General features: G+C 54.6%; 17 protein-coding genes. 3 read left to right on the forward strand and 14 right to left on the reverse strand.

Annotated features, from left to right (window positions below; translation table 11 throughout):
• From ABIE63_RS15530 to ccsA, 11 genes are all read right to left on the reverse strand, one after another.
• Nucleotides 1-416, reverse strand: a 416-nt coding sequence (locus ABIE63_RS15530) for a TCP-1/cpn60 chaperonin family protein (RefSeq protein ID WP_354505737.1), incomplete at its 3' end; no start/stop codon positions are given.
• Between the two features lie 70 nt (nucleotides 417-486).
• On the reverse strand, nucleotides 487-774 hold the full coding sequence (locus ABIE63_RS15535; protein WP_354505740.1) for a co-chaperone GroES: 288 nt from the start codon (nucleotides 772-774) through the stop codon (nucleotides 487-489).
• Nucleotides 775-925: 151 nt separating this feature from the next.
• Entirely contained in the window at nucleotides 926-2,206 is a 1,281-nt protein-coding gene (gene hflX / locus ABIE63_RS15540) for a GTPase HflX (RefSeq protein WP_354506087.1), read from the reverse strand.
• Between the two features lie 73 nt (nucleotides 2,207-2,279).
• On the reverse strand, nucleotides 2,280-2,531 hold the full coding sequence (hfq, locus tag ABIE63_RS15545) for an RNA chaperone Hfq (RefSeq protein ID WP_183416738.1): 252 nt from the start codon (nucleotides 2,529-2,531) through the stop codon (nucleotides 2,280-2,282).
• 120 nt (nucleotides 2,532-2,651) lie between these two features.
• Complete coding sequence (locus ABIE63_RS15550; RefSeq protein WP_354505744.1) at nucleotides 2,652-3,359, reverse strand: HAD family hydrolase; 708 nt, start codon at nucleotides 3,357-3,359, stop codon at nucleotides 2,652-2,654.
• 9 nt (nucleotides 3,360-3,368) lie between these two features.
• Nucleotides 3,369-4,745 (reverse strand): Trk system potassium transporter TrkA, encoded by a 1,377-nt coding sequence (gene trkA, locus ABIE63_RS15555; protein ID WP_183416736.1) that lies wholly within the window; start codon nucleotides 4,743-4,745, stop codon nucleotides 3,369-3,371.
• Between the two features lie 28 nt (nucleotides 4,746-4,773).
• Nucleotides 4,774-6,165: a sigma-54 dependent transcriptional regulator gene (locus ABIE63_RS15560; protein WP_183416735.1), complete on the reverse strand. Its 1,392-nt coding sequence runs from the start codon at nucleotides 6,163-6,165 to the stop codon at nucleotides 4,774-4,776.
• 10 nt (nucleotides 6,166-6,175) lie between these two features.
• On the reverse strand, nucleotides 6,176-8,467 hold the full coding sequence (locus ABIE63_RS15565; RefSeq protein WP_354505748.1) for a PAS domain-containing sensor histidine kinase: 2,292 nt from the start codon (nucleotides 8,465-8,467) through the stop codon (nucleotides 6,176-6,178).
• Nucleotides 8,468-8,475: 8 nt separating this feature from the next.
• Nucleotides 8,476-9,987 carry a nitrogen regulation protein NR(I) gene (gene ntrC, locus ABIE63_RS15570; RefSeq protein WP_354505751.1) on the reverse strand — a complete coding sequence of 504 codons (1,512 nt, stop codon included), beginning with the start codon at nucleotides 9,985-9,987 and terminating at the stop codon, nucleotides 8,476-8,478.
• Nucleotides 9,984-11,189: an ATP-binding protein gene (locus tag ABIE63_RS15575; RefSeq protein WP_354505754.1), complete on the reverse strand. Its 1,206-nt coding sequence runs from the start codon at nucleotides 11,187-11,189 to the stop codon at nucleotides 9,984-9,986. Before ABIE63_RS15575 ends, ntrC begins: the two co-directional genes overlap by 4 nt.
• Before the next feature lie 28 nt (nucleotides 11,190-11,217).
• A complete protein-coding gene (gene ccsA / locus ABIE63_RS15580; RefSeq protein WP_354505757.1) occupies nucleotides 11,218-12,030 on the reverse strand; it encodes a cytochrome c biogenesis protein CcsA in 813 nt (270 codons plus the stop codon).
• A gap of 83 nt (nucleotides 12,031-12,113) precedes the next feature.
• Between ccsA and ABIE63_RS15585 the strand changes: the two genes are divergently transcribed.
• From ABIE63_RS15585 to ABIE63_RS15595, 3 genes are read left to right on the forward strand one after another with little or no spacing between them, the layout of a single operon-like run.
• Nucleotides 12,114-13,295, forward strand: a complete 1,182-nt coding sequence (locus ABIE63_RS15585) for a bifunctional 2-C-methyl-D-erythritol 4-phosphate cytidylyltransferase/2-C-methyl-D-erythritol 2,4-cyclodiphosphate synthase (protein ID WP_354505760.1) — start codon at nucleotides 12,114-12,116, stop codon at nucleotides 13,293-13,295.
• A complete protein-coding gene (locus ABIE63_RS15590) occupies nucleotides 13,292-13,807 on the forward strand; it encodes a phosphatidylglycerophosphatase A (protein WP_354505763.1) in 516 nt (171 codons plus the stop codon). The genes ABIE63_RS15585 and ABIE63_RS15590 overlap by 4 nt, the downstream gene beginning before the upstream one ends.
• Nucleotides 13,786-14,274, forward strand: a complete 489-nt coding sequence (locus ABIE63_RS15595) for a CinA family protein (RefSeq protein WP_354505766.1) — start codon at nucleotides 13,786-13,788, stop codon at nucleotides 14,272-14,274. Before ABIE63_RS15590 ends, ABIE63_RS15595 begins: the two co-directional genes overlap by 22 nt.
• Here the strand turns inward: ABIE63_RS15595 and ABIE63_RS15600 are convergent.
• Genes ABIE63_RS15600 through lipA form a run of 3 tightly spaced genes read right to left on the reverse strand, consistent with a single transcriptional unit; the run spans nucleotide 14,271 to nucleotide 16,770 of the window.
• Entirely contained in the window at nucleotides 14,271-14,711 is a 441-nt protein-coding gene (locus ABIE63_RS15600; protein ID WP_183416728.1) for a type II toxin-antitoxin system RatA family toxin, read from the reverse strand. The two genes, ABIE63_RS15595 and ABIE63_RS15600, sit on opposite strands and share 4 nt — an antisense overlap.
• A gap of 53 nt (nucleotides 14,712-14,764) precedes the next feature.
• Nucleotides 14,765-15,814: a TauD/TfdA family dioxygenase gene (locus ABIE63_RS15605; protein ID WP_354505769.1), complete on the reverse strand. Its 1,050-nt coding sequence runs from the start codon at nucleotides 15,812-15,814 to the stop codon at nucleotides 14,765-14,767.
• A complete protein-coding gene (lipA, locus tag ABIE63_RS15610; protein ID WP_354505772.1) occupies nucleotides 15,811-16,770 on the reverse strand; it encodes a lipoyl synthase in 960 nt (319 codons plus the stop codon). Before lipA ends, ABIE63_RS15605 begins: the two co-directional genes overlap by 4 nt.
• Nucleotides 16,771-16,789 lie beyond the last annotated feature (19 nt).

Genomic DNA, 16,789 nt, shown 5'->3' on the forward strand with positions numbered 1-16,789 from the left:
CTCTTGATCTTCTTCGAGCGCTTCTGCAGGTCTGCAACAACCGCCGCGACCGCCGTATCGACGCCGCGCTTCAGGTCCATCGGGTTCATGCCCGCAGCAACCGCCTTGGCGCCTTCGCGAACAATAGCCTGTGCCAGAACCGTCGCCGTGGTCGTGCCGTCGCCCGCAACGTCATTAGTCTTGCTGGCGACTTCGCGCACCATCTGCGCGCCCATGTTCTCGAACTTGTCGGAGAGTTCGATTTCCTTGGCGACCGAAACGCCGTCCTTGGTGGTCCGCGGCGCACCGAAGGACTTGTCCAGCACGACATTGCGGCCCTTAGGACCCAAGGTAACTTTAACAGCGTCTGCCAGGGTATCGACGCCGCGCAGCATCCGCTCGCGCGCGTCCTGACCGAATTTTACTTCTTTAGCCATAGATCGCAAACTCCCTTGCGTTATTTGGCATTAATTACAGATACTTGATCGTCGTTTTTAAAGCAATAATCTAGGCCATAATGCCCATGATATCGGACTCACGCATGATCAAGACGTCCTTACCATCGACCTTGACCTCGGTGCCCGACCACTTGCCATAAAGCACGACATCGCCGGATTTCACGTCGAGTGGGCAGAGTTTGCCACTATCGTCGCGTGATCCCGGACCCACTGCGAGGACTTTACCCTGCATCGGCTTTTCCTTGGCGGTATCGGGAATGATGATCCCACCCGCGGTTTTCTCTTCAGACTCGAGCGGTGCTACGACCACGCGATCATGAAGCGGCCTGAATTTCATGGCTCTTCTCTCCATCGCTTCGCGGTTAACAGAATAGGGTGAAACGATCGACTTCATCGATCGATTAGCACTCATGCCAGCAGAGTGCTAAGGGTGTTTAACGAACCCCAGAAAGACTGTCAACGCTTTAGCCCTGCTTCGATTGCCGGACTCACACGTCTGAACGTTTGCGAGGGAATTTCCGATCAAACCGCGCGATATCCGCAGCGGCCAACCTAACCTCCAAATGAGCCGCGGCATCATCATCTTCACGCGCTATAATTTCGCCGTGGCTATACAGCCATGCCAAGGCTTTGCCATCATTCAGAGGAACGTCTCGTTGGACTGTATCGCGACCCAGGGCAAGATGATCCTCTATCGCCTGCAAAAGCAACTCGGCACCCTGCCCGGTCAGCGCTGAACAGGCGATCGCCCTTCGATCCCTGTCCGTTTGGTTTAAGACAATGTTAGCCTGCTCGGCCGGAAGAAGATCAATTTTGTTCAGCACTTCAATCACGCTGCCGTCGAGCCTTTCTTCGAGCCCTAGATCACGCAGGACATCCAGGACTTCCGATCGCTGCAGTTCACTGTCCGGATCCGCAATATCGCGCACATGGACAATCAAATCCGCTTCGACCACCTCTTCGAGCGTTGCTCGAAAAGCAGCGACGAGGTCTGTTGGCAAGTCGGAAATAAACCCGACGGTGTCGGAAAGGATCACCTCCCGTCCCCCGGGCAACTTCAGGCGCCGCAGAGTTGGGTCAAGCGTTGCAAACAGCAAATCTTTCGCGAAAACCTTGCTGTCGGTGAGACGATTGAACAACGTGGACTTTCCGGCATTTGTATAGCCAACAAGCGCAACCACGGGGCTGGGCACGGCTTTGCGCGCTTTGCGGTGCAGTCCCCTTGTTCGGCGCACTTGCTCAAGCTGTCTTTTAAGTTTTGTGATCCGCTCGGTGATCAATCGTCGATCAATTTCAATCTGGCTTTCGCCAGGACCGCCGATGAATCCCAGACCGCCACGCTGACGCTCCAAATGCGTCCAGGAACGCACTAAACGCGATCTTTGGTAGGTCAAGGCAGCCAGTTCAACCTGAAGCTGACCTTCCCTCGATTGGGCTCGCTCACCAAAAATCTCGAGAATCAAACCGGTGCGATCTATAACCTTACAATTCCAGGATCGCTCCAGATTGCGTTGCTGTACGGGCGTGAGCTGCGCATCCACGAATGCAACTTCAATCTCCAAATCTGCAATCAGCTCGCAAAGGCGCGCAACCAAGCCACCACCCAGCAAGGTTGCGGGCACCACTTTGGAAAGCGAAACCGCTTCCTGGTACGCCACTTTCAGAAAAATTGCCTGAACCAAACCGACGGCCTCCGCCAGTCGGCGCTCCGGATCGCGTGCTACCTTGCCAGCTTGCTGCTGCGCGGCGCGGCGGTATTGTGGGAAAATGACAAGAGCGCGGCCACTGCCGGCGCCTCGCCAGCCCTGACCACGCTCCGATCCATCATGTCCTTGCGCCAGATTAGGCCTCCTCGTCTTCCTTGCCACCGTCAAAGAGCTGTATCGGCGCCGCCGGCATTACCGTTGAAATTGCATGCTTGTAGACAAGCTGTGCGTGGGCGTCGCGCTTCAACAGCACAGAGAAATTATCGAACCAGGATACAATGCCTTGCAACTTCACGCCGTTCACCAAGAACACGGTGACAGGCACCTTGTTCTTACGGATATGATTGAGGAAAACGTCCTGGACGTTCTGGGATTTTTCAGCGGCCATTTTTTGGCCCCTCCTTATTTTTGGCTCGTGGTTATAGGGGTCACTCGCTTCTTGTTTGGAATCGCCGCTGCTTCACCGTCCTCGCTGAAAGCCCGGCGAAACGTCGATCCCTCGTGTTTTCTAACACGGAAGTTGCGATTTAAAAAAGCCATGCTGAGCAAGCAAAGTATGCAATTCTGAAAAATTCTTAGCATGGAGGTCCGGCGGGCATTCAGCAAACTCCCGCGCAATTGGCGGCGTATCGCGCAACAATACAGACGTACACCCGGCATTCTTGGCACAAACCAGATCGACGTCGGTGTCACCGACAAACCAAACCGACCTACCGGCTTCTACGCCACTTATCGAAAGAGCCATGAATACAGGCGCATGTGATGGTTTGTCACACTCTGCGTCTCCAGCACCAATCAAGGCGCTGAAAAAGCCTGTCCAACCAAGCTGTGCGGCTTCATCTCGTAAAGTCGCTCCAGTCTTGTTACTGACCACCGACAGAGGGCCGCAGCCTTCGTTTGCTGCTTTCTCCAGAAAGGCCTGACTACCTTCCAAACCCTTGAGTTTGCCAATGCTTATCTCTCGGTAATGCTGGATATAGGTCGCGATTGCCTGCTCGGCACGGTCCCCGAAAAGTTCAGGAAAGGTTTCTCTCGCCGAACGGCGCACATGCTGCCGTGTTTCCTCAAAACTCCAGGGTTGGAGGCCAAACTCCCGGAACGTGGGTTCCAGAGCCGCATGAAGCAGCGCCCAGGTATCGATCAGTGTATTGTCCCAATCGAAAATCAACGCTATCGGCGGCTGAATTTCCACCACTTTTCTAGAGAAAGGCTGCACGGTGAAATCCTAGAAAAATTCAAGCCTGACCGAGAACAGTTTCTCGACCTTTTTTACAGCTTCAGCACTGGCAAACAGGACAACGCGATCATGCGCTTTGATGACCGTATCACCGCGGGGGATAATCACTTCCGGCGGGCGCACGATTGCACCGATCAAAACGCCTTCGGGAAGTCGAGCTTCCCGTAGAGGAATGCCTACTAACCCGGAAGTTTCAAGCGCCTCTGCCTCAATGACTTCACCAAAACCGTCCGCCAAGCTATGAACTGACCGGATGCGGCCGCGGCGGACATGCTGAAGAATTGTCGACACGGTAATGGCACGCGGGCTAACGATAGCATCAATTCCTAGTGAACCGACTAAGGCTCCATAAGAAGTCTTGTTGACCAGTGTAACGGCCCGCTGACAACCAAACTGCTTTGCCAAAAGCGAGCAGAGAATATTGACCTCGTCATCGTTCGATACCGCGATCAAGGTCTCCGTTGCCTTTACATTTGCTTCCTCAAGGATATCCGAGTCCAAGGCGTCGCCGTGGATAACAACCGTGCTTTCCAGGGTTCGAGCCACGAACTCTGCGCGACCCTTATCAACCTCTATGAGCTTCAGATTCACGTGCGGATGCTTTTCCTCGAAGCTCTGCGCCAAATTGAGCCCAATGTTTCCGCCGCCGACGATGATTACCCGCCTGGCTGCTCGTTCCTCGTGCCCAAAGGAGGCCATCGCGCGCTGCAGATGATCGCTATCGGCAATGAAATAAACGTCATCGCCCTCTCTCAGTTCATCTTCGGGGCGCGGAACGAAACCTTTTCCCCCTCTTTGAACGCCAACGATCACAATATGCAAATCCGGGAACAAATCAGTTAGCTGTCGCAATGGGGTATTTAGGATCGGCGTTTCTTTTGAACAGCGCACGCCGATCAGCGTGACCTTCCCATCCGCCAGCGCGATCGCGTCGAAGGCGCCGGTGATCTGGAGGCGTCTTTCAATACCGCGGGCGACCTCCAGCTCCGGCGAGATGATATGGTCGATCGGCATGTGGTCACTACTGAACAAATCCGACCACATGGGCTCGAGATAACTTTGGTTCCTGACGCGGGCAATCTTCGTCGGTACTTCGAAGATCGAGTGGCAAATCTGACAGGCCACCATATTGACCTCGTCGGCGTAGGTAACCGCGATCACGAGGTCGGCATCGCGCGCGCCTGCGCGCTCAAGCACCTCGGGATAGGAGGCGAATCCCACAAGACCCTTTACATCCAGGTTGTCGCTAATCTTCTGGACAAGGTCCGGGTCGCGATCGACGACCGTGATATCGGCCCCCTCGCTTGCAAGGTAACGCGCAATATTGAAGCCAACCTGTCCGGCTCCGCAGATGATTACCTTCATGGACTATTGCCCTTGTTGCACCGACATCTCAATGGCGATCGGCTGAAGATGAAATGCCAAGGCTTCGTAGTTTTCTGTGGAGTGCTGACCGCTCCATCCCCACAAAAGCCGCCGTCCGTGAAATGTTACCGCCGAACCGAATCACTTGCGCCTCAAGATACTGCCGCTCGAACATCTCACGCGCGTCGCGCAGCGGCAATGACATCAACTCCGAGGCTCCTTCACTCCGCAGAATCACGGGAGTAATCGCACCGATCTCCACTGGCAACATATCAGCCGTGATCACGGCCTCGTCACCATCTCCTCCCATGATCAGCATCCATTCCACAGCGTTACGTAACTGACGCACATTCCCCGGCCAGTCGTATGACTGGAGAGCCGCTAGCGCATCTTCACTAAAGACCCTTTTCGCAACACCTGCCGCCTCTGCGGAGCGTTGCATGAAGTGTTGGGCCAACATAGGAATATCCTCGCGCCTCTCACGCAAGGGTGGAACCTTCATCGGGACGACATTCAAGCGATAATAGAGATCTTCGCGAAATGTCCCCTCCTCGATACGCTTTGCCAGATCGCGATTTGTCGAGGCGATGACGCGGACATCAACTTCGACCCGCCGATCGCCCCCGAGACGCTGAAAAGTTTGTTCCTGCAAGACGCGAACGATCTTGCCTTGAGTTTCCAGCGGCATATCCGCGACTTCATCCAACAACAAGGTGCCGCCGTGGGCGCGTTCTAAAGTGCCAGCCTTGGCAGTGCGGCCAGCCTCTCCGTCCCCTTCAATTCCAAACAGCTCTTCTTCCAGTCGGTCGGGATGCATCGAGGCACAATTAACAACAACGAAAGACGCATCGGCCCGGCGAGACTGTAAGTGCAAACAACGAGCGACAACTTCTTTTCCGGTGCCGGCTTGGCCGGTGATCAAGACTCGGCTGCCCGTCGGTGCCACCTTTTTGATCGTCTGACGAAGGTTGTTGATACTTATCGTCTTTCCGATCAACTTTTCCTCTGGCCCGGCGCGCATCTTTAATTCGCGGTTTTCCCTGCGAAGACGCGATGCCTCCAATGTGCGCGTCAAGATCAGCAAAAGCCTATCGCTATCGAAAGGCTTCTCGATGAAATCGTAAGCCCCCATCTTTATGGCCTTAACCGCAGTCTCGATAGTGCCATGACCGCTGATCATGATGATTGGCAGGTCTGGGTCGTGTTGACGTATCCATTTCAAGATTCCCAAACCATCCAAGGGAGAATTGTTGAGCCATATATCCAAGATGACGAGGCTTGGCCGGCGTGCTTGAATCGCAGCAATTGCGGCATCACTGTTTGCCGCATCCCGCGTTTGATATCCCTCGTCCTCAAGGGTTCCCGCAATAAGCATCCGGATGTCGGATTCGTCGTCAACGATCAGAATTTCTGTGGCCATGGTTACTTTTTTAGTTTCCTTCGTCCTGAGAAGTGACACCTGAGCGATCTTCTTTTGTGAAGACGAGCCGCACCATTGCCCCCCCTTCCGGGATATCCTCCAGCCCCAAATGACCTTGATGATCTTCCATTATTTTTTTGACAATCGCCAGTCCTAGGCCGGTCCCTTTTTCCCGGGTCGTAACGTAAGGCTCTGTAAGTCTGTGCTTTTCTAACGGCGGCAAACCCTTTCCGTTGTCGCTAAACAGCACCTCAATCTGGTCGCCTTGCAGCGAGACCTGGATGCGAATCCGCCCTTGAGGTGCGTCCTCCCCCCGGCCTTCAATTGCCTCTGCGCCGTTTTGCAGAATGTTTGTAAAGGCACGTCCTATCTGTTTGCGGTCACAGTGAAGTTCTACCGGTGCTTTAGGAAAATCCTTTTCGTAGATTATACCAGTGTTGCTTTGTTCCTGCAGAACCAAAGCCTCTTTAAGCACGGAAACCAGGTCCTCATTCTTAAACACCGGTTGCGGCATGCGGGCAAACGACGTGAACTCATTTACCATTTCGCCGATGTCAGACACATGACGCCGGATAGTGTCTATGCACACCTCAAAAGTGTGTGGGTCGCTTTTTATTTCCTTGAGATATCGCCGCTTTAAGCGCTCTGCAGATAATTGAATCGGTGTAAGAGGGTTTTTGATCTCGTGCGCAATGCGGCGCGCGACATCCGCCCAAGCTGCCTTTCGCTGTGCGGAAACCAACTCCGTGATATCGTCAAATGTGATTACAAAGCCCAGCAGAAATCCTTCTTTTTGAAACTCTGCCGTCACGCGGATCAAGAGGCTCCGTGCATGACCATCGGTATCGATAACCTGTATCTGGCTTTCCGCCGGCCGCCGTAGCCGCTTTCGCGACAGTTGAATCAGCTCTGCAGCTTCGGGCAAAACATCACTTAGCGGCCTGCCCTCAAGTTCATCGGCGCTTTGCCCCAGAAAATCCGTAGCAAAGCGGTTTGCCAGCGTGATACGGCCCATTTCATCCAAGCCGATAATCCCCGCCGTGACGCCCGCAAGAACCGCTTCTATGAATCCTTTCCGGTGTTCAAGTTCAGCGTTGGCTTGCAACAAAGCGTTCTGCTGGCTTCCCAGTTGGCTCGTCATGCGGTTGAAAGCGCGCGACAGATGCGCAAGTTCGTCTGTATCTTCGCCTTCAACCACCCGGGCTTGGAGATCGCCAGCACTCACTTTCTCCGCAGCACCGATCAGGTTTCTGATCGGCTCGCTCAATCGGTTGGCAAACGCCATGCCCACCCAAAACGAACAGAGCAGAAGAAGTGTCGCGACCAACAAGAAGACAACCGCGAATGTCACTTGAAGACCTGACCGTTGTCCTTCCAGCTCGGTGTAGAGTTGGTAAGCGCCTCTCGTTCGATCCATGTGGCCGATGACCCGGGGGTCGATCAATCGGCCGATAACCAAGAAAGCATCGGCGAAGCTCTCGAGCTTAACGATGGCCCGCACACGTCCTTCCGACTCGCTCGAATAGACCACGACTTCACTGGCGCGTGCGCGATCCAAGTAACGCTGTGGCACGGTTGGTGGGATCGACAAACCCAAGACAAGGTCGGAACGGGCAAATATGTTCCCGCCACTATCGATAACCGTTGCATCACTTAACGCACGGATCGCAGCCTGCTGCTTCACGAATGATTGAAGGCGTTGCGGGCTGTAAAGCAGCGCAGTTCCGGCTCGTCCCATGTCCTGTGCCATCGCGACCGCATCGCCAGCAATAGTTTGACTGTGCTCGTCCATGTAGGCTTCGGCAACCTCGAGCGAGTTCCGGATCGCTGTAGAGACTTGATCGCTAAACCAAGCGCGAAGCCCATACTCGAACACGATTGCCGAGAATGCCGCGACCACCACGGCCGGTAACGCCGCAACAAGGCCAAACAGTCCCACCATCCGCGCATGTATTCTTGCGCCTGCGAGCCCCTTCCGCCGCTCTAACCAGATATAGACCAAGCGTCGGCCCACAAGGACCAATAGGCTTAGCAGGAACACCATATCCAGGATCAAAAGCGCTGTTAACGTCCGGTCATCGACCTCCACCAAAGCGTTGCCGGTCGTAATCAGAAAAGTGGAGACGCCACTTACCACCGATGCAAAAACCAACAGGAAAACAAGCTTCCGCTCGAGTCCTATTCGCCGAGCCCAACGGCTCCAACGCCAAATCAATGTCTCTTTTGGTGAGCCGAGGAATTCATCGGGCAATTTTCTATTGCTTTCGACGACAGCTGCCTTGGCCTCGATGCTTTCTGGCATGCTTTTCTCTATTTGCGCCGACGTGGTGTTAAACGGCTCGTCGGCCGCGTTCGAATGCCCCCGGAGGGGTACTTTAAACTACGGACAACTTGAATGTCCAAATCGCGTATTTTTTTCCGCAAGGTATTGCGGTTTAGCCCCAACAATTGCGCCGCGCGAATCTGATTGCCTTTCGTCGCAGCAAGCGAAAGCTCAATCAGCGGTCTTTCAACCTCTTGCAAAACGCGCTCATAAAGGCCGGAAGCCGGCAAGGAACCTTCATGCGCCTCGAAGTACTGCCTGAGGTGCCGTTCCGTCGCATCGGAAAGAGATTCCTCGCGGAGTTCCGACATACTCGCCGGATCTTTTTGCTCGGCCTGCTCGGTTAATTCCTGAGCAATAATATCGAGGTCTATGATCTCTTGAGTATAGAGTGCCGCCAATCGGCGCGTCAGATTCTCTAGCTCACGCACATTGCCCGGCCAGGGATAATTCTTGAGGTAAGCCATTCCGGCAGGATCAGGTGATTTGAGCGGCAATCCTTCCCTGTGGGCCAGATTGAAGAAATGTCTTACCAGTTCGGGAATATCCTCACTTCGTTCACGCAGAGGCGGAATACGGATTGGCACGACATTCAAGCGATAATAGAGGTCCTCCCGAAACTGACCGGCACGCACCATCTGACGTAAATCACGGTGTGTTGCCGCGATAATACGAACATCTGCTTTGATCGGTTGGCGCCCGCCGACCGTGGTGTATTCGCCTTCCTGCAAGACCCGAAGCAAACGCGTCTGCGCATCCAGGGGCATATCGCCGATCTCATCAAGAAACAGTGTCCCCGCTTTTGCTTGTTCAAAACGGCCTGCTGATCTTTGAGTCGCGCCCGTAAAAGCGCCCTTCTCGTGCCCAAAAAGCTCGCTTTCTATCAATTCCCTCGGAATCGCGGCCATGTTAAGGGCAATGAACGGGCCTTCCTTGCGTTTTCCATAATCATGCAGCGCCCGGGCGACCAGTTCCTTGCCTGTGCCAGACTCACCAAAAATCATGACGGTGAGATCGGTGCCCATAAGCCGCGCCAACACACGGTAGATCTCTTGCATCGCCGGCGAACGTCCGATCAATGGCAAGCGTTCCTCGTCGCCGTCGCCAAGCTTTGCGAGAGATGCATCATCACCGGGACTTGCTAACGCCCGCCGCACCGTTTCGACAAGTGTCTGAAGATCGAAGGGTTTGGGAAGATACTCGAACGCGCCCCGCTCGGTGGCTTTAACCGCTGTCAGTAATGTGTTTTGTGCGCTCATTACAATAACCCGCAAATCCGGACGCGCTTTACGGATTCGGGGTACCAAATCCAACCCATTCTCATCCGGCATCACGACATCGGTAATAACCAAATCTCCGTCGCCACCACTCACCCATTGCCAGAGCGCAAGTCCGCTGCCTGTGGCGCGCACATCATAGCCCTGTCGGCTCAGCGCTTGCGAAAGCACGGTGCGAATCGCCTTATCATCGTCGGCGAGAAGGATGGTGGCGCCGGTCATGACCGTTTGTTCCGCATGGGGGCAAGAGGAAGCATAATTCTGAACTCCGTGCGCCCCGGCTCGCTGTCGAACTCAATGACCCCACCATGAGAATCGACAACTTTCGCCACTAAGGCCAGACCTAGGCCCTTACCGCTTGTTTTCGTCGTAACAAAAGGATCAAACAAGCGCAGTTGAATATCTTCCGGTATCCCGCCTCCGTTGTCCCTAACACTCACCATCAACGGCAGGTCCACACGGTCTCCGCCACCACGTACCGCCAATCGAACACCCTGCAAGAATCTAGTTCCAATATGTATCTCCCCCCCTTGATCCGGCACCGCCTCCGCCGCGTTTTTGACGAGGTTCAAGAGCGCTTGAATCAAAAGGTCACGGTTCCCGAGCACTGGCGGCAAGGACGGATCATAGATCTCGAAGAACCTGACATTACGGCCAAAACCACTCTGTGCGATGCGTCGAACATGTTCCAGCACCTCATGGATGTTGACTGAACCACGCTCGATCGGTCTGTCATCTGAAAAGCTTTCCATATGACCAACCAATGAAACAATGCGGTCAGCTTCCTCGCAGATAAGATTTGTCAGTTCCCGGTCTCCAGGATTCTCGACTACGCCCTCGAGCAGTTGAGCCGCTCCCTTAATGCCGGAAAGCGGATTCTTGATCTCGTGAGCCAGCATTGCACCCATCGCGCTGACCGAACGCGCTGCGTTGCGATGGCTTAGTTGATGGTCGATCTTGCGGGCAATGGAGCGCTCTTGAATCGAAACAACCACCTGACCCGGCGTTTCTGCAATTGCAGACGCGTCGATAGAAACAAAATGCGATCCTATTCTTTGCGTCTCAATTGTCAGTCCATACTCCGAGACCGAAGAATGCGACGAGCGCGCCTGCGTGATCAGCGAGAAAACTGTGGAGTCTTCCTGAAGAAAATCGCTTAACGGACGATCTATTAGCGTGGCGCTGCTGGATCTGAAGAACTGCTCGCAAGCTAGATTCACATACAAAAACCGATCCTGCGCATCCAACACGAACACCGGTTCCGGCAGAGCGTTCAAAACAGCGGCAATATCCAACGGCACTGAATCCATGGCATCTGAGGCAATAGCGGCCGCCATAAAGTTACTTCTCCGAAAACGATTTACAAAGCACCTAATTTCAGCAGTTGGGCAGCTGTGCCCAAAATTTGTGCTGTTGTACCGCAAGCGCCAGTCAAGACAAAGCTTTTGCTTTTTAGGATGCCAGCAAAACGTCCGTTACGAACTTCACGCCAGGATAACTGAGGGTCAGCAGCAGATATGCACCAAGGGCCAATCGCGCCGCCCTTTGACCGCGTAAACCGCTTCTGGTTTGAACAAGGAGTAAAAGCCCAATCAACGCAAAAGCCGCCAGCGATAGCAGGGTCTTATGGTCTGGTTCGATCAGAGGCTGATTGTGCATCAAGCGAATGGCAATGCCAGTCACGATACCAACTCCCAAAACCGTTTCGGCGATCTTGAGAAATCCGACCTGAAAGGCCTCGCCTTCAGCCAGTGCCGGAAGCCGCCTGGTTAGCCGCGTTGGTCGCTTGGACTTGAGTGCCGCCTGTTGCAGCAAAACTGCGACACCTGCTACAGCGGCGAGCGTGGTCGCCGCGTAGGTCAACAACGAAAGTAGAACATGCAGCAGAAATAGGCCGTCAAAAGCGCCTTGTAGTCGGTGCGCCTGCGCCGTGCCGCTCCACACGGTTGCCAGCAAGCCCAATAAAAAGAGATAAGGCATTAGCAACGGCGACAGGTCCAAAAGCCCACTCCATCGGAAACTAAGCAACAGCAATACCGTGAGCGTGACCGACAATGACAACCAAAGTGCAACGCTAAATCCGGCGGGCCATCCGGCCGTTGCCAGCAAGGGTCCAAGAAAGCCGAGAAGGCTCCCCACAGCCGCTACAAGCACCAGCAAGCGCTGTCGGCCCTCAAACTCACGGCGCCCAGGACTTCCAGCCGCAAGCAAAGCAGGAAGAAGGGATATCAGGGCAACGAGACTGAACAAAATCGGCTGTGGCATGAGGACTATATAATGCTCTCTTGGCGCTGGTGACAGAGAACTTTAGTCTGCACCACACATTGCTGATCCAAGATAGGGAATTGATGGGACAAAATGTACCAAAAGGCGGGACTATCGCACTGGTCGTAGCGGCAGGCCGGGGAACCAGAGCAGGCGGCGATGTGCCCAAGCAATATCAGCCACTCGGGGGCCGACCATCGCTGCTCTATTGTTTGGAAACTCTTGTGAACCATCAGGCCATTGACGCGGTACGCGTGGTGATTGGTCCAGACGATTCCAGTATTTACAACGCCTCAGTGCCGAACATCGCCTTGTTAGACCCGATTGTCGGCGGAGCGGAACGCCAGGAATCCGTCCGCCTCGGGTTGGAAAGTTTGGTCGCGCTGGAGCCCCGCCGAGTCCTCATACATGATGGTGCACGCCCCTTTATAGATCCTGGCCTTATCGATTGCTTGCTGCAATCGCTGGACAGCTTCAACGGTGCCATTCCAACCATTCCGGTTATCGACACTCTCAAGCGTGGTGATGGTGCGCTTTGTCGAGAAACAGTTCATAGAGAGGGCCTCTACCGCGCACAAACACCACAAGCATTCCAGTTCCAGGAGATTTTAGATGCGCACCAAAGCTGTCGCGGTCAAACCTTGACCGACGATGCCGCCGTCGCGGAAGCCCACGGAATCACCGTAGCCATGGTCGCTGGGGACGAAGACAACATGAAGCTCACCGAGAGCAGAGATTTTATTCGTGCAGAGAAGTTGTTGCGTGCAGCTTTCGAGACACGGAGCGGTCAGGGGTTCGATGTTCACCGCCTCGCGCCAGGGTCCGGCATCATGCTTTGTGGTGTAAACATCCCTTGCGATCTTTCCTTGATCGGCCATTCCGATGCAGACGTCGGATTGCATGCTGTCGTGGACGCGGTCCTAGGGGCCCTCGCGGAAGGCGATATAGGCAGCCATTTCCCGCCAAGCGAGGCGCGTTGGCGCGGCGCGGACTCTTCTTTATTCGTAAAGGAGGCCGTTAGGCTGATGACCACGCACCATGCTAGACTCTTGCACCTTGATGTCACCTTAATCTGTGAGCGCCCGAAGGTTGGCCCTTACCGGGAGGCAATGCGAGATAGATTAGCGGATCTATTTAGCGTTCTGCCGCAGCGAATCAGCGTCAAAGCAACCACCACCGAGCAGCTAGGATTTACCGGGCGTGGTGAAGGAATTGCGGCCCAAGCGCTGGCTACGCTTCAGGGTCCCGTGAGGGAAAGTCTATGAGGTCCGCTCATGGCCCCAAGATAATGGGTTGGTACGACCCCGCTCGCTTGCTCGCTACGTGGTTCGGCAGTGGGCTTTTGCCGGGTGCGCCTGGAACCTGGGGATCGCTTGCCGCCCTCCCCTTCGCTGCCGTCATTCTTTGGATCGGCGGAAGCGCGCTTTTGCTTGTCGCCTCGACCCTCGTCTTTCTGATCGGGATATGGGCATCCAACCGCTATGCGGAATCAATTGGCAAGAAAGACCCCGGCGCCGTTGTCATCGATGAAGTGGCTGGACAATGGCTGGCGCTGACACCCGTTTGCCTTGAACCGGTGGGGTTCCTAGTTGGCTTTGCGCTGTTCCGAACCTTCGATATTTTGAAAACTTGGCCGGCCAACTGGCTAGAGCGCTCGCTACCTGGCGGATTAGGGATCATGAGTGACGATATGGTTGCCGGTTTCTATTCGGCTATTGGTACCGTTCTTCTTTTAGATTTATTCGGAATTGCAAAGTGTTGGACAGTGACATTCTAGATTTGGCTGAAGAAGTTATCGTGCGCTGCACAGCACGCTCGGCTACCCTGGCCACGGCGGAAAGCTGCACAGGTGGCTTGATCGGCGCCGCCCTGACCTCGATCGCGGGTTCCTCCGCTGTGGTGGATCGCGGTTTCATCACCTATTCAAACGAAGCCAAGTCCGAACTATTGGACGTTGCGGCGGATTTGATCGCCATTAAGGGTGCGGTGAGTTCCGAGGTCGCCGCTGCAATGTGCAGAGGTGTATTGGCAAAGTGTCCTGTCGATTTCGCTGTGTCTGTAACGGGCATCGCCGGACCTGGTGGCGCGACCCCGGATAAACCCGTGGGCCTCGTCTTTGTTGCTGTGCAGCGCCGCGGTCGTGACCCAATTGTTACTCACAATGTATTCCCCGGGAACCGCGCGGCGGTGCGGACAGCCTCGGTAGCCACCGCGCTGAATCTGCTGTTGAAGGAACTAAACTAAACGTTTTTCCCGTAGAGCGCTGTCGCCCGCGTTTCAAAAGCGCGCACCATTCGGCGAACGGCTTCATCAAAAAGCGGCTGAATCACTCGCTGCAACAGGCGGGAACGAAATTCGAAGTCCACATAGAAATCGATCAAGCACCCGTCGGGATGGTCTTCAAACACCCAATGATTGTTGAGATAGCGAAAGGGCCCGTCTATATACGACACATGAATTCGTCGAGATTCCGGGTTCAATGTGACCTTGCTTGTGAACCGCTCCCTGAACATTTTAAAACCGATGATCAGGTCCGCGATTATCAAGGCTCCCTCTCGTTTGCGGATGCGCGCCCCGATGCACCACGGTAAGAATTCGGGATAACGTTCGACGTCGGCAACCAACTCATAGAGCTGCTCTGGACTATGGGGCAGAACTCGTTTTTCAGCGTGCGTCGGCATGTCCAGCTAGTCTCGTTGGTGCGGGTGAAGGGGGTGACTAACGGTGTTAGCCATCAAACGTCAAGGATAACCTGAGGAATTACGCCAGGAACCCTGATACCGCCCCGAATTTCACCGGGCGTGACAGTGCCGTAGCGCTCGCAAAACACGGGTGGCAATGCCCGCCCATTTGGCGTCGAGAGCCAAAGCCGCAAAAGGTGTCGCCGGCGCTCCACTTCGGACCAATCCTCATAGGCCGCCCGCGCATGCAAAATCTGATGATTGTGTAAAAGCTGAACATCGCCCGGTTGGAAATCCATCGCCAGATAAAGACTTGGGTCATTTGCAAGACTATCCAGATAATCCAGAGCCTCAATCTGCCTGTTCGTCAAACGCGGGATCTCAGCAAAGCGCTGCTGGGCCGCCTCAATGAAATCCCTTGCATAGAACCCAGTGATGCGGTCGCCATATCTATGGAAAACCGGTATCTCGTAATAGGGCCCCTTTCCCTCGGGTACTTCATTCTTCCGATCCAGGACGAAGGGCTCATAGAGGACATTCAGTAAGTCTGGGCGCCTCGCCAGCATCTCATTGTGTAAAGTACTCGAACTGACGATCCTGCTCTCTCCACCTTGTTTGGCAGGACGAAGACAAAGCAGGCCGACAATATCGCAGGAATCCGTATGGAAAGGCTGGCGGTAGTTTGTTTGATAAATCCGTACGGCGGGATCTCGATAGTCTTTGCCAAGGTTTTTCACATGGCCAAGCAAATGCCCGTCTCCATTCTGAGGCACGGGGATCCCAAAATAGAGACCAAGCATCCAATAGACCCAAGCGGTCGTTTCGCGATCCCAACGCTCGACCGGCAAGCCACGCAGTAAGATGAAGCCTCTGCCGGTCAGCACCTCTTCGGCGGCGCGTTGGAACTCTGGAAACTTTGGCACCTCGGAAAAATCCGTATCCTGCAGCTCCTTCCCGGCATGCCGCAGAATCTCAATGGCACTTTCAAATGCCATGATCTGTTCGGTGGTAACTTCGACGATCCAATCACCGCGTCCGGCCATCTCGGGGCCAAACCAGACCCCTGGGCCAACTTCCGCCGCCATTGCGACGGTCGCGGTCATCCCGCGACAGCAGCTAAGCGCTCTTCGCGTGTCCGACGCATCTTCTCGAAATCCTCATCTGCGTGGTACGAAGAGCGCGTCAAAGGTGACGCTGAAACCATCAAAAAGCCTTTGTTGTAGGCTTTCCGTTCAAAAGCCTTGAACTCATCGGGCGGCACGAACCGGTCAACGTGATGGTGCTTGGGAGTCGGTTGCAGATACTGACCAATAGTCAAGAAATCGACGTCGGCCGACCTCAGGTCGTCCATGACTTGGTAGATTTCTTCTTTGGTCTCTCCAAGACCCACCATCAATCCCGATTTCGTAAAAATCGTCGGGTCGATTTGTTTGACTTGGTCTAGTAAACGAATGGAATGGAAGTAGCGTGCGCCCGGACGGACGGGTCCATACAAGCGAGGTACCGTTTCCAGATTGTGGTTGAAGACGTCCGGTTTGGCGGAAACCACAACCTCCAACGCTCCATCCTTCCGCAAGAAGTCCGGCGTCAGAATTTCAATGGTCGTATTTGCAGACGCCTCACGAATCGCGAGAATCGTATCGGCAAAGTGGCGCGCTCCACCATCATCCAGGTCATCCCGGTCAACCGAGGTGATAACAACATGCCGAAGACCCAACTCTTTCACCGCCTTGGCAACATTGAAGGGTTCAAAGGGGTCCAACGCGCCTGGTTTACCTGTGGCTACGTTGCAAAAACTGCAGGCGCGGGTACAGATACCGCCCATGATCATCATTGTAGCGTGCCGCTTGGCCCAGCATTCTCCGATATTGGGACAAGCCGCCTCTTCACAAACCGTCGTCAGTTTGTTCTCGCGGACGATCTTGCGGGTTTCGTGATACTCCTTGCTGACAGGCGCTTTTACCCGAATCCAATCCGGCTTTTTGCGGTGAACCGGCTGATCGGGTTTGTGGGCCTTCTCCGGATGGCGAACGCGGAGCTTTTCAATTTCAGCGGACATTGCGAACCTTTATTCCTTG

The sequence above is a fragment of the Limibacillus sp. MBR-115 genome (genome assembly GCF_040549425.1).
GTDB lineage: Bacteria > Pseudomonadota > Alphaproteobacteria > Kiloniellales > CECT-8803 > Limibacillus > Limibacillus halophilus.

Bases quoted from the DNA above. Each gene is read 5' to 3' on its own strand.
- ABIE63_RS15590 (WP_354505763.1), top strand. From the start codon at position 13,292: ATGAGGTCCGCTCATGGCCCCAAGATAATGGGTTGGTACGACCCCGCT.
- ABIE63_RS15565 (WP_354505748.1), bottom strand. From the start codon at position 8,467: ATGCCAGAAAGCATCGAGGCCAAGGCAGCTGTCGTCGAAAGCAATAGA.
- ABIE63_RS15560 (WP_183416735.1), bottom strand. From the start codon at position 6,165: ATGGCCACAGAAATTCTGATCGTTGACGACGAATCCGACATCCGGATG.
- ABIE63_RS15605 (WP_354505769.1), bottom strand. From the start codon at position 15,814: ATGACCGCGACCGTCGCAATGGCGGCGGAAGTTGGCCCAGGGGTCTGG.
- ABIE63_RS15585 (WP_354505760.1), top strand. From the start codon at position 12,114: ATGGGACAAAATGTACCAAAAGGCGGGACTATCGCACTGGTCGTAGCG.
- ABIE63_RS15600 (WP_183416728.1), bottom strand. From the start codon at position 14,711: ATGCCGACGCACGCTGAAAAACGAGTTCTGCCCCATAGTCCAGAGCAG.
- trkA (WP_183416736.1), bottom strand. From the start codon at position 4,745: ATGAAGGTAATCATCTGCGGAGCCGGACAGGTTGGCTTCAATATTGCG.
- lipA (WP_354505772.1), bottom strand. From the start codon at position 16,770: ATGTCCGCTGAAATTGAAAAGCTCCGCGTTCGCCATCCGGAGAAGGCC.
- ntrC (WP_354505751.1), bottom strand. From the start codon at position 9,987: ATGACCGGCGCCACCATCCTTCTCGCCGACGATGATAAGGCGATTCGC.
- hfq (WP_183416738.1), bottom strand. From the start codon at position 2,531: ATGGCCGCTGAAAAATCCCAGAACGTCCAGGACGTTTTCCTCAATCAT.
- ccsA (WP_354505757.1), bottom strand. From the start codon at position 12,030: ATGCCACAGCCGATTTTGTTCAGTCTCGTTGCCCTGATATCCCTTCTT.
- ABIE63_RS15535 (WP_354505740.1), bottom strand. From the start codon at position 774: ATGAAATTCAGGCCGCTTCATGATCGCGTGGTCGTAGCACCGCTCGAG.